At 63.7% G+C, this 11,930-nt stretch carries 9 protein-coding genes; 5 read left to right on the top strand and 4 right to left on the bottom strand.

Features of this window, described 5'->3' with window-relative positions:
• Positions 1–315 precede the first annotated feature (315 nt).
• From CKO35_RS14680 to CKO35_RS14665, 4 genes are all read right to left on the bottom strand, one after another.
• Positions 316–744, bottom strand: a complete 429-nt coding sequence (locus CKO35_RS14680) for a Fur family transcriptional regulator (protein WP_200176865.1) — start codon at positions 742–744, stop codon at positions 316–318.
• 329 nt (positions 745–1,073) lie between these two features.
• Positions 1,074–2,876, bottom strand: a complete 1,803-nt coding sequence (locus CKO35_RS14675; protein ID WP_200176864.1) for an ABC transporter ATP-binding protein — start codon at positions 2,874–2,876, stop codon at positions 1,074–1,076.
• Positions 2,873–4,702 (bottom strand): ABC transporter ATP-binding protein, encoded by a 1,830-nt coding sequence (locus CKO35_RS14670; RefSeq protein ID WP_338031810.1) that lies wholly within the window; start codon positions 4,700–4,702, stop codon positions 2,873–2,875. The genes CKO35_RS14675 and CKO35_RS14670 overlap by 4 nt, the downstream gene beginning before the upstream one ends.
• 135 nt (positions 4,703–4,837) lie before the next feature.
• Complete coding sequence (locus CKO35_RS14665) at positions 4,838–7,045, bottom strand: TonB-dependent receptor (RefSeq protein WP_242467216.1); 2,208 nt, start codon at positions 7,043–7,045, stop codon at positions 4,838–4,840.
• 191 nt (positions 7,046–7,236) lie between these two features.
• On the opposite strand from CKO35_RS14665, the gene CKO35_RS14660 reads away from it, so the two are divergent.
• The 5 genes from CKO35_RS14660 (at position 7,237) to CKO35_RS14640 (ending at position 11,920) form a co-directional block, all read left to right on the top strand.
• Positions 7,237–8,295, top strand: coding sequence for a helix-turn-helix domain-containing protein (locus CKO35_RS14660; RefSeq protein WP_200176863.1), 1,059 nt, complete (start codon positions 7,237–7,239; stop codon positions 8,293–8,295).
• A 333-nt stretch (positions 8,296–8,628) separates the two neighbouring features.
• A complete protein-coding gene (locus CKO35_RS14655) occupies positions 8,629–9,045 on the top strand; it encodes a hypothetical protein (protein ID WP_200176862.1) in 417 nt (138 codons plus the stop codon).
• 41 nt (positions 9,046–9,086) lie between these two features.
• Positions 9,087–10,286: an MFS transporter gene (locus CKO35_RS14650; RefSeq protein WP_200176861.1), complete on the top strand. Its 1,200-nt coding sequence runs from the start codon at positions 9,087–9,089 to the stop codon at positions 10,284–10,286.
• A gap of 79 nt (positions 10,287–10,365) precedes the next feature.
• Positions 10,366–11,124, top strand: a complete 759-nt coding sequence (locus CKO35_RS14645) for a type IV toxin-antitoxin system AbiEi family antitoxin domain-containing protein (RefSeq protein WP_200176860.1) — start codon at positions 10,366–10,368, stop codon at positions 11,122–11,124.
• The gene (locus CKO35_RS14640; protein WP_477181452.1) at positions 11,117–11,920 is read left to right on the top strand and encodes a nucleotidyl transferase AbiEii/AbiGii toxin family protein; all 804 of its coding nucleotides are present in this window, start codon (positions 11,117–11,119) and stop codon (positions 11,918–11,920) included. Before CKO35_RS14645 ends, CKO35_RS14640 begins: the two co-directional genes overlap by 8 nt.
• Positions 11,921–11,930: the final 10 nt, after the last annotated feature.

Below are 11,930 nucleotides of genomic sequence, written 5' to 3'. Positions count from 1 at the left end.
GAAGAGGGCAATTCTGAAGATCTCGAAACCGTTTGTCAACTCCCCGATCTCTCAATCTTGCCAACCGCGTTTCGGTTCAGACCGTCTCGCCGTTGGAGAGCGCGCATTATAGGCCCCTCAGTTTTCCCGTCAACTCCCTTTTTGAATCTTTTTTGAAATTTCTTGAAAAGACAAATACTTTCAATCACTTAAAATCAGAACCAACAGCAGACAATCCCTGGCACACCTTCCCGCTCCTCCCCAAACTCCATCCCGCGAGGCAATCGGGGCTTTGATTGCGGCATTCAGGCTTCGTCGAGAGGTTTTGTACTGCCTTCAAATCCGGCGAACCCGGATAACCACGTCCACGCCCTCGATCACCATGCCCTCCGGCACCTCGGGTAACGCGCCCAGCTGGACCTGCCCCGGCGCCACGTCTTCAAGCATGCCGGAGTCCGTGTGATACATATGATGATGAGGGATCATATTGGAGTCGTAGAAAAGCCGGGCGGGGTCCACCAGAACCTCCCGGATCAACCCCTTCTTCGCAAACAAGCCCAAGGTGTTATAGACGGTGGCCTTGGACACCAGCGATTCCACGGCATTGACCTGGGCAAGAACCTGGTCGGCACAAACATGCTGAGGCCTTTCAAACAGGACCGTGGCGATCTCCACCCTCTGCTGGGTGGGCGTGATGCCGTGCTCGCGCAGTTTCCTGACCACGGTTTCCCGATCCAGACCGGTATTACGCTGTTCCTGTTTCATGGGCTTGAACCACCAAATATTGCGTTTAGACAAAGTCTAGCACAGAAAATAAGATGTAATGACCTCGGTACGGCGCTCTGGTGGATACGGTGAAGGGGGATTGTTCAGGTGCGGGGCATCCGAACGCGGCAACATGACGGCTTATGGCGCCTCACTCGCTTCCATTTAGAGCGCAGGAGCCACCATGGACGCAGGCCACCGATACCAAGATTGCCCTCAATGAACGGCAGTATCGGCGATGCGCCGTCGAGCTCAGCCATGCCAGCGCGGTGAAGTGCGCCAGACTGACGAGCAGCGCCGGGACAATCCGTGCCACGGCGGTTGTTCGCTCAGGCATGTGCATCGGCATCGGCCGTTCCCGGACGCCAGGCCTTGACCGCCAATTGCGCGTCCCACAAGGCCCAATAGCGCCCCGCTCGTGCAAACAGTTCGTCGTGCCGCCCCTGTTCGATGAGGCGACCGTCCTTGATCACCAGGATGCGATCTGCGCCCGCGATGGTCGACAGGCGGTGTGCGATGACGATGACAGTCTTGTCCCGAACCACGGCGTCGATGGCCCGCTGCACAGCCACCTCACTCTCGGTGTCCAGCGCGGCCGTGGGCTCGTCCAGAATCACGATGGGGGCGTCCTTGAGCAGGGCGCGCGCAATGGAAAGCCGCTGGCGTTCGCCGCCTGACAGACGGCCGCCGATGTCGCCCAGGCGGGTGCGCCAGCCAAGCGGCAGGCGTTCGATGAAGTCCAGGCAGTGAGCGGCGCGGGCCGCCGCCTCCACTTCGGCGTCGCTCGCATCCGGACGGGCCATGCGGATATTCGCCAGCACCGTGTCGTCGAACAGGTACACGTCCTGGAATACCACCGAGATCATGGCGTTGAGTTCATCGGGCGGGATGGCACGGACGTCCACGCCACCGATGGTGACGCGCCCCTCCTGCGGGTCGCCGTGACGCAGCAGCAAGCGGGTCAAAGTGGTCTTTCCCGAACCGGACGGGCCGACCAGGGCGGTGAGGCCCCGTGCCGGCAGTACGGCGCTGAAGTCGCGCAGCGACGCCGTGGCGGCCTGGGCGTAGCTGAAGGTGACGTTCTCGAAACGCACTTCATAATGGTCCGGCCGAGCAGTTGGCTCCACTAGAGGCAGGGGCGGAATGGCCAGCAAACCCTCGATGCGCTCCAGCGCGACCTCGATCAGCTCCAGGACAGCGGTGTACATCACGAAGGTGGAGAGCGGCTCCACGAGCCGTGCCACGATGACGAACACTGCCGCCAGGATCGCCAAATCGAGCGTGCCCGAGACGACCCAGGCCACCCCAGACGCGAGGATCAACAGCAATCCGACCTCCACCACGCCGGTAACCAACCTGTTGGGCTTGGCGCTCTTACGGTGACCGATGGTCTGGATTCGCTCCAGGTCTTCAAAGCCGGCATGCATGCGCTCGGCCTTCTCACCAGCCCCACAGGCGGCGCGTAGCGCGGGCAACCCCTGGGTGTATTCGAGAATGTCAGCGCTGGTGCGCGCGTGGGCCTCGGCTAGCATGCGCATGCCACGGCCGAAGGCGGGCCGCCGCCAGCGGTAGAGTGGAACGATCACAGGAAATATCAGCAACAGCGCCAGGCCGAGACGCCAATCCACCACCAACAGCCCCAAGGCAGTGATCAGGGGGGTGACCACTGCAACCAGGATGAGATCGATGATCATCAGGGTGTAATTGAGGTTCTCGTCGACATTGCCGAGCAGGAGTTCGGTCATCTCCCCCGTGCGCCTGTCCCTCAGCCGCTCCAGCGGCATGCAGCGCAACTGCTCACCAAGGCGCGTGCGCAGCGCGTGGGTGGCCGCAGCGAGTTCGCCGTCGAATTCGAAGTTCTGCGCGCGCCAGCGCAGCAACGTGGCCAACGCCATCAACGCGGTCATGGCCGCCAACCAGATCAATGCACTGCCGACGTCTGGCTCGTTCAGGACGGCGGCGAACAGCGGCGCGACGCAGGCGAGCGCAAGGCCCTGCGAAACGGCGGCCAGGGCCAGGCCGATCAGGCTGGCACGCAGGGCTGGCGCATGATCGCCTGCGGCGCGCAGCAACTGCCGGTAGGTCTCGCGCCAGGAAGTGATGCGCGGCGTGGATTCGGGGACGGCGCTCATCTAACCTCCGGCTGAAGTTCTTCGCGGGACGAACCGCGCTTGCCCAGAGCCCAGCTCTGGGCAAGTTCGTAGTTGCGCCAGAGCCGGGCATAGATGCCCGCGCGGGCGAGCAGCGCATCGTGTCGGCCGATTTCTACCAACCGCCCATGCTCGAACACCAGGATCCGGTCGGCGTCGCGGGTGGTGGCGAGGCGGTGCGCCACCATGATCACCGTCTTGCCCCGCATCAGCTCGGACAGGGCGGCGATCAGGGCGGCCTCGTTCTCGGGGTCTGCGTAGGCGGTGGCCTCGTCCAGAACCAGGATCGGCCGATCCTGCAGGATGGCGCGGGCGATGGTGATACGCTGGCGCTGGCCACCGGAGAGGAACACGCCTCGTTCCCCCACCTGAGTGTCGTAACCCTGCGGCAGGCTCATGATGAAATCGTGGGCCTGGGCTGCCCTGGCCGCCGCGGACACGGCGTCCATGCCGGCCTTGGGCAGCCCCAGCCGTATGTTGTCGGCGATGCTTCCGGAAAACAGGAAGTTGTCCTGGAAAACAAAGGCCACCTGACGCATCAGGGTCTCGGTGGACATCTCGCGCACGTCGACGCCACCCACCAGGACGCGTCCGGCGCTCACGTCCCAGAAGCGCGGGATCAACTTGGCCACGGTGCTCTTGCCGGCGCCGGAAGGGCCGACCAAGGCGACAACACTGCCCGGCGCCACCGTGAAACTGACATCGGTCAGGGCGTCGCCATCCATCTCTCCGTAGCGGAAGTCGACGCCCTCGAAACGGACGCTGGCATCCGTCGGCACCCGCTCCCGATCGGGTTCCGGCAGCACCGGAGCGGAAAGAACCTCCTGGATGCGGGCGATGCTCAACCGCGTCTTGTCGACCAGATGCTTGAGCGCCATCAGCGGCATCATGGCTTCGGCCATGCCCGTGCCAATCAGCAGCACGGCGAGCCATTGGGTGAACGGCAGGCTGTCGCGCCACGTCAGCCAGGCCCCCAGCCAGAGCAGCGCCGCCAGGGTCAGCATGGGATTGAGGGCCGCCATGGAGAAGCGCATGGGAAAGCCAGCCTCCCGATACCAGCGGTTCAGCACATCAAGATATTCGCGCAGGGCGAGCTGATAGCGGCCGAAGGTCGCCGTGCCGCTGTCGAAGGTGCGCACCACCGGCATGGCCTGGACGAACTCGACCACCGCCGCGCCGACCCGCTCGCGGGCCGCATTGTAAAGCAGGACCATCTCGGCACGGTTGCGCATCGCCAGGACCATGACGCCGAAACCGAGCGCCAACACCGCCGCCGCCGTCAGGGCTAGGCGCCAATCCAGAGCCAGGAGGACGAGGAAGGTGATCACTGGCGTGGCGTAGGCGCGGGCATGTAGCGGTGTGCTGTCGGCGACGAAGACATGCAGGGCCTTGACGTCGTCGTGCATAACCTTGGCCAGCGCCCCCGCGCCCATGGTCTGGACATAACCGAGGGGCACTCGCGCCAAGTGCCGGCTGAGATCGGAGCGCAGCAGGGTCTCCAGGCGGAAGGCGGCGAAGTGCGACTCGTTGAAAGCTGCCAGGCGAAGCAGGTAGGCGGACACGGTGCAAACCAGCGCACCCAGCATCGCTGGCCAAGGCCAGACACCGGGCGATTCGAGCAAGTCATGCACCGTCAACGCCAGAAAGCCCATCGTCGCCAGCCCGAGCGCGGCGGCGGTCACCGCCAGGGTCATGGCCAGGCGGATCCTGCCGCGCACCGGAGCCATGATCCTCCATGGGTTGGGGGCGTCTGCCGTGGGCGAGGCGCCCATGGGCGTTTTTTCGGAGTAGGTGGAACTACTGGTCACCGCAGTGCTCCCACTGTTATCTGCGCGTGTCGGCGCGGCAACGCTCGCCCTACTCGAAGCCGTAACCGATTCCCGCCTTGGCGGCGCAAGGGGAAACAGGCTTGAAAAGAACGAGGTCTTGAGACACTGTCCCTGTTAGAAGTAGTAGATGGCGCCCACGCCGAGGGTCCGGCCGCGCGCGGGCGCGCCCTGAGTGACGGTGGGGGCCGCCCAGTAGCCGAAGAGGTCGTACTGCTCGTCCAGCAGGTTGTCGCCGTACACGTAGACTTCCGCGTTGCCCAACATCACGCCGATGCGCATGTCGACCTTGCGGTAGGCGCCAAGGTCAAAGTGGTTCTGCGCGTCTGCGGGCCGTGTTCCCATGTGCTGGTAGCTCAGCCGGCTGCTCAATACAGGCGAGGACAGTCCCATGAACTCCGGTAGAGGCGTGAAATGGGTAATCGCGAGACTACCGCTCCACCGGGGGACATCAGGCCTTCTGCTCCCGGCATCGATATCGCCGCCCAGGACGCCGATGGCATCGCTGGTGATCGTGGCGTCGATGTAGCTCAGGCCGCCGGAGAGCTCGAAGCCGCCTCCGACGCGCCACGTTCCCTCCAGTTCGGCACCCTTACTCTCGGTATCCGCGTTGATCGTGCTGGTGGAGAACGTGGCGGGGTCATAGCCGAGCAAGTGATCGTCCTTCACCTTGGTCAGGAACAGGGCACCGCTGAGGGCGAAGCGGCGGTCCGCAGATTCCCTCTTGAATCCGATCTCGATCGCGTTCGAACTCGATGGCTTGTATGGGTTGCTGTCAGCCACCTGGGTCGTGTCATCGCTGAACCCGCCCGACTGGTAACCATGCGAGAGGGCGCCGTAGACGTTGGTGTGGGGCGTGACGGCATAGGACAGGGCCATTCGGCCGGTCGTGTAGTCGTCATCCAGCTTCCGGTTGTCTTCGACGGTGCCAGCACCGAAATAGGTAGCATCGTAGCTCTTTCGGTCCCAGGAATGGCGCAGCCCGCCCGTCACTTTCAACGCATTGGTAAGCGGATAGGTAACCTCGCCGTAGGCGGCGTAGCTGTCGGTCTCGTAGTTCCGGTCGTAGCGATTCCCGCCCGTGAAGTAGAGCGAATCGTAGGCCCGCTCCGAGTGCGACAGGTGCAGGCCCGTCACCCAGAAGACGGAAGCCCCGGGCAGCGAGGACCAGCGCAGATCCTGGCTGACGACCTTCTGGTCGGACGAGTCCTTGCGCAGGTATTCGACGGGGAAGCCGTAAAGGGCCTGACTGTTGCGGCGGTCATAGCCACCAACCGAGTCATAGTCGGTGGAGGTATAGGCGGTGATCGAGGTGATCCGGCTGTCGCGCAGGTCGTGATTGATCTCCGCCGAATAGCGCTCGACGACCTTGCGATTGTCGTCGAAGATGCCTGGCGTGAAGTCCTGCGACGGCGGATCGTCATAGGGCCGCAGCATCGTCAGCCTCGGGCTGCGTTTGCTCTCGTGCCTCTCTGCCGAGAACAACATACTGGTGCCACTGGCGATGTCCCAGAGCAGGCTGCCGCGAAATGCCAAATCGGTGGGCTTGGCCAGCGGCTTGCCATCCTGGGCGTTCTCGATCCAATGATCGAAGCCAGAATTTCGCACCGCGAAACGACCGCTGAGCTGCTCCGACAAGGGGCCACTGACGACTGCCTCCTGCAAATGCTGGTTGTCCTGCCCATACTCGCCGCGAACATGGCCTTCGAACACTCGTGTCGGCTTGCGGGTGATGACGTTGATCGCCCCAGCCTGACTGTTACCGCCGAACAGGGTACCCTGCGGCCCCTTCAGTACCTCCAGGCGCTCGACATCCAGGGTGCCCAGACTCACGTGGCGCATGGACATCGGAACTCCGTCGACGATCATCACCACCGAGCCGTCATCCATGCCAACCTGGTTCAGCGATCCAGTGCCGCGGATGAGGATGTTCGCGGAATTGGGCTCACCACCCCATGAATTGACAGTGACCCCCGGCGTACCTTTGAGCGCTTCCTCGACGGTTTGCAGACGGCGACCCTTCAATTCCTCCCCAGTGATGACGCTGAGACCAAAGGGGACATCCACCGCGCGCTCCTCGCCCTGACGGGCCGTCACGGTCACGGTTTGCAGCTCGATTGCCGCAGAGCCCGGCTTCCCGTCGTCGGGCGGGGTTTGTGCAACCGGCGGCGTGCCACCGGAGGGCCTCACGGGGGCGGCCTCCTGTGCCAGCGTCGCACCAGGCAGGGCGGCCAGGGCCGTCAACAAGGCGACGGCCAAGGCACTTGGCGCATGGGGTGGCGCTCGACGGCCTTGCGGCTTCTTCACGTAAATCGGTTGCGGCATTCATTGCACTCCTGAAGCAGGTTGAAGAAACACAGACGAACGTTGGGCAATGGACACACGTGGCCTGGTTTTCGACCGACCTTGCGTACGACAGACGCCTGGAAACCGCCGGCAGGAGTGCCCACCACCATCGTTTCCGTCGGCTTATACAAATTGATTCGACGGGCGGGGCAGAAACTGGGAGAATGATTTTGAATGATTCCTATTTTTATTCCTGCCCAATTCGGCTCATCTTTGACCCGAATCGGTTCCAGGGAAGGGAGGAAAGTCATATGACACTATCAGTGCATACGTCATCGGCCCTGTCGTCCGAGGTCGCCGTTTCGAGCCTGCTCGCGGACAAGCCGGTGCCCCATATGGAACGGGCCGCCAACTGTCGCCTGATCAAACTGGCCCTGCGTGACGGGGTCGACACGCTGCTGTGGAGCGGGAATCTCGCCCGCCCCATGACCATGAACGTGCGAGACGACTGGGATCGAATCCACTTCTCATGCGCGCTGAAAGGACGCTGCGGCTTCTCCATGGACGGCGATGCCGCGGGAGGAAGCGAGTGCATCCTGCACCAGGGTCTGGGCTGCATCAGCTACACCCCGGGGTGCACGGGGCGATCGTCCTACGCGGACGGCTTCGAGTATGTAACCGTCTCCGTGCGTCCCGACATCCTCTCCGACTGGGCGCCCGATCTCGACGCATCCCTGGCGCGGATGCTGGGTACCGCGCGGTGCTGCGCCATGCATCGTTGCAGCGCGGAAATGCGCGCAGCCGCCGGGGCCTTGAGCGGCGTGCTGCGGATGATGCCGACCGGGTCGGAGAAGGACGCGATACCCGCCCCCTCGGCAACCTGGTTGCTTGGACAGTCGCTGGTGATGGTCGGTCTGGCGATCGAGGCGTACCGGGACGGGGATGCGCCGTCACCCAGCGTTTCCCCGGCAGACAGGCGCAACCTGCTTCGCGCACGGGATATTCTGCTGGCCGACCTGACCCAGGCGCCGACCATCGAGGCGCTCGCGCGGGAATGCGGCCTCAGCGCCGTGAAACTCAAACGCGGCTTCAGATTGATGTTCAATCAGAGCGTCTACGGGTTATTCCAGCGGGAGCGCATGCACGAAGCGCGTCGGCGCCTGAGCGAGGGCCACACCCCGGTGACCGTGGTAGCCGCGGACCTCGGCTACGCGAACGCGAGCCACTTCGCGGCCGCCTTCCAGAAACAGTTCGGTGTTCCCCCCTCGGCCTTCAAACGTCGACGCTGATCACGCTTTCAAGTTTCTCCCGCCTACCGATCTGTCACTCGTCCCGAGCTATCCCATCGGGTCTGCCGGCGGCAACTCCTACGCACCCTGAGCCCCTGGAGGCGGAGGGCATCTCGCGAATCGACCGGCGCTTATTCCTCCATTCCCCGCCCGTGACGAATGGGTACGGATCCGGGTTGAAACAAACCCGCTCGGGGTGGCGCCGCATACGCGAGCCAATACCATTTGTTACTGATTCCTATTAGCGCATGTATTGAGCATGCGCGTACCGCCAACTTGCGCGCTCCCTCGATCGCGCGCCGGTTCGGCGGCCTGTCACGAGGAATGACGCGCATGAAGGAATTCATCGACATGCGGCACTGGCCATTGGTCGGTCTGCATATGCCGGAACAAGTGGCCGACGAACGGGCGGGCGACATGATCGCACAGCTCGAATCGCTGTACGCACGTGCGGAGCCCTTCGTTCTGCTGATGGAAGGAGTCGAGCTCCCTCGCCAGTCGGGACGTTTCATGACCACCTACGCGCAATGGAGCCGGGATCGATTCGCCGATCAACAGCGCTACTGCCTTGGCGCGCTTCGCATCGAGACGGATGAAACATTGCGGCATGAGTACCTGCGCAAAGCCGAGGCGTGGAACGCTTCCGGGCGCGCTCCCTATCCCTATCGGGTTGTCGCTACACGCGCTGAGGCCGAGACGCAGGCGCGCGCCTGGCTGGACGCGTCATCGCACGACTGCACCTTATCGTGACTCGCCACATACCCTACTGGTCCTACTACCTTCATCAGGGCATGCTCACGGCGCTGGTCATGCAGGGGGTCGTCGGCTACTTCCGCCACGCCGGGCTGGACCTCGCGCAGCTCAGCTGGTTGTCGCTCGCCATGCTACCCTGGGTGGGCAAGTTCCTATGGGCGCCGTGGTGCGAACGGCACGCCCTGCCGCTCTTCGGCAATCGCTACCTCGGAAGCCTCGTGCTCCTTCAGGTTGGAATGGCCGCGCTACTGAGTGGCATTGCACTGGTGGAGCCAACCCGTTCCGCGTGGGTGATCGTCGTCATCCTCATGCTGCTGACGCTGCTGTCGGCCAGCCACGGCATCTACGCCAACGGCATCCTCATCTGCACCACCGACGAGCGCAGCCGGCCGTTTGCCAATGCCGCCCAGGTCGGCGGCAGCTACCTGGGGATCCCATTCGGTGTGTTTGCCTTCCTGGCCATGACGCAATACGCTGGCTGGGCGGCAGGCTTCCTCTCCATGGCGGCACTGTCCCTGATTCTGTTGATTCCCATGCTTCTGGTGCGGCAACCGGTCCCGGCCAGCGCGGTCCAGGAACAGCCGCGCTTCGATCCGTCCAGTCTGCGCGCGCTCTGGCCTGCGCTCGCGCTGACGGCAATCTACTACTTGGCCATGCGCGGTCTCATGGCCCTGCAGACGGTGCTGCTCGTGGACCAAGACATGAGTCTGACCGAGTTGGGGCAGGCGCTCACGTTCTTCAGTACCGTGGCCAGCGGCCTCGGCGTTCTCGTCGGCGGGCTGCTCGCGCGGCGGATTGGGGCGTGGCGAAGCCTTCTTCCGGTGATGGTATTGCACGCCGCGTTGGCCGGGCTGATGGCAGTCGGCTATTCCTGGTTCGATTTGCCCGCATGGCTGGTCCTGTTCGGGCTAGTCAACGCAGCTGCAGCCATCGGCTTCGTGACCCTCTACAACGTGCTCATGGGGCTGGTGCGGTCGCATCAGCCCGCTTCCGACTACGCCCTGTTCCAGTCCGTCGACATGGCCGTCGCCATGCTCGCTTCGATGATCACCCTGCGTGTCGCGCATTACACCGGCTACCAGACGTCCCTGACCCTGCTCGCGGTCGTCGCGGCCATCAGCCTGTGGCCCGCCAGCCGGTTGCGCCACCGCCTCTCTCGCCCGGTACTCCACGAGCCTGCTGCGGCCGGCAGAGCCGGGTTAGCTCGGGTCACAGGTCGATTAGATTCTGCGAGATAAATAAAATTTGACGCTAATTTCCATGAAAATTCTTGCGATCCCCATAGAGGCTGATTGGATTTAGCGTTATTTTTAAAACATGAATAAAAATTCTAGGCACCAGGTAATCAAGCGGCTGCATGCGGGACTCGCCCGCGGGGCGCCGTTCGACCTTGCCACCCTGAACCAGTTCGGGGTGTCGCCCCAACTCGCCGCCCACTATGCCGACAGCGGGTGGCTCGTGCGCCTGGCCCATGGCGTCTATGCCTTCCCGAACGATGAATTCGGGGTCTACGGTGCGCTGAAGTTCCTGCAACAGCGCGTGCCCGGCCTGCACGTCGGCGGCAAGAGCGCCCTGGCCCTGCAGGGTGTGCGGCACAACCTGGGTAGCCGGGAGGCGCTGGTGCTGTGGGGCGACAGTCGCTTCGCGTTGCCGGTCTGGTTCACTTCGCGCTTTCCGGCCCGCTATGTCCACGCCCGCCTGTTCGACTGGCCGGACACGGCGCTGGCCAGCAAGACCCTGACCACGCCGCCTGGCCTGCCCGAGGATCTGCGGGTGGCTGCCTCCGAGCGTGCCGTTCTGGAGCTGCTGTACGAAGCCGGCGTCAAGCAGAGCCTCGAAGAGGCCCGCAACCTCTTTGATGGACTGCGTTCCCCCCGCAAGGACTTGCTCGGACAACTGCTGTCCTGCTGCGCCAGCGTGAAGGCCGTGCGCCTGTTCCTTACCTGGGCGCGCGAGACCAGCCTCGTGGATGTCGATGCCCTGCTGGAGCAGTACCCGGTTCGCACCGGCAGCAACACGCGCTGGATGAGCCGGCTCGATGACGGCACCCTGCTGAGCCTGAGACCTCATGGATAAGACCTACGCGGACACCGTTCGCCTGCTGCTGGCCGTCGAGCGGCGGCCGCTGAGCGCCAGGACCGGCGATCTGTTCGGCGTCGAGTTCGATCTGCCGGTTCTGGCACCGGACGAGCTGTACGCCAGCAAGCTGGTGGCCGCGCTGGATCGGCAGCACCCCCGCGACCTGTTCGACGTGTGGCAGCTCTTTGAGTCGGGCGACATCAGCGACGGCATGGTCGAGTGCTTAGTGATCTATCTGGCGGGCCACAACCGGCCGCCCCACGAAGTGCTGTTCGGCAACGACAAGGACATCGCCGGCGAGTACGAGCGGGCCTTTGTCGGCATGACCGAAGTGGACTGCTCCCTAGAGACACTGCTCGACGCTCGCGCCAGGCTGCGGCGCGAGCTGCCACAGCGACTGAGCACCGCGCAGAAGCAGTTTCTGAGCGGGCTGGCGCACGCAGAACCGGACTGGTCGCTGGTGCAGTGCCAGCACGCCGCTCAACTGCCGGCGCTGCGCTGGAAGCTCGCCAATCTCGAAACCTTCCGCAAGCGCCGTCCCTACGACTTCAATGGCCTGAACGGACAGCGGCACGATGTAGGGAGGGATGTCCGCAGGGTTCTTTCTCGCCTTGATCATCTGGGTCTTCAACTGCTTCACGTTCTCCGGCTCGATGATCCACAGGCCGTCGTCCAGAAGGAACTGCCCCGGCTCCGCACGGCGGAGTTCTCCCGTCCGCAACAGGAGTCGAATCCCGAGTTGGGTTTGCTGTCTGCCGGGGTACTTGCGCAAGGTTCGCAGGAAAGCGGGTAGTTCCTCCATG

It is taken from the genome of Ectothiorhodospira shaposhnikovii, from assembly GCF_016584105.1.
GTDB lineage: Bacteria > Pseudomonadota > Gammaproteobacteria > Ectothiorhodospirales > Ectothiorhodospiraceae > Ectothiorhodospira > Ectothiorhodospira shaposhnikovii.
This window is presented reverse-complemented; position numbering and strand designations above follow the sequence as displayed.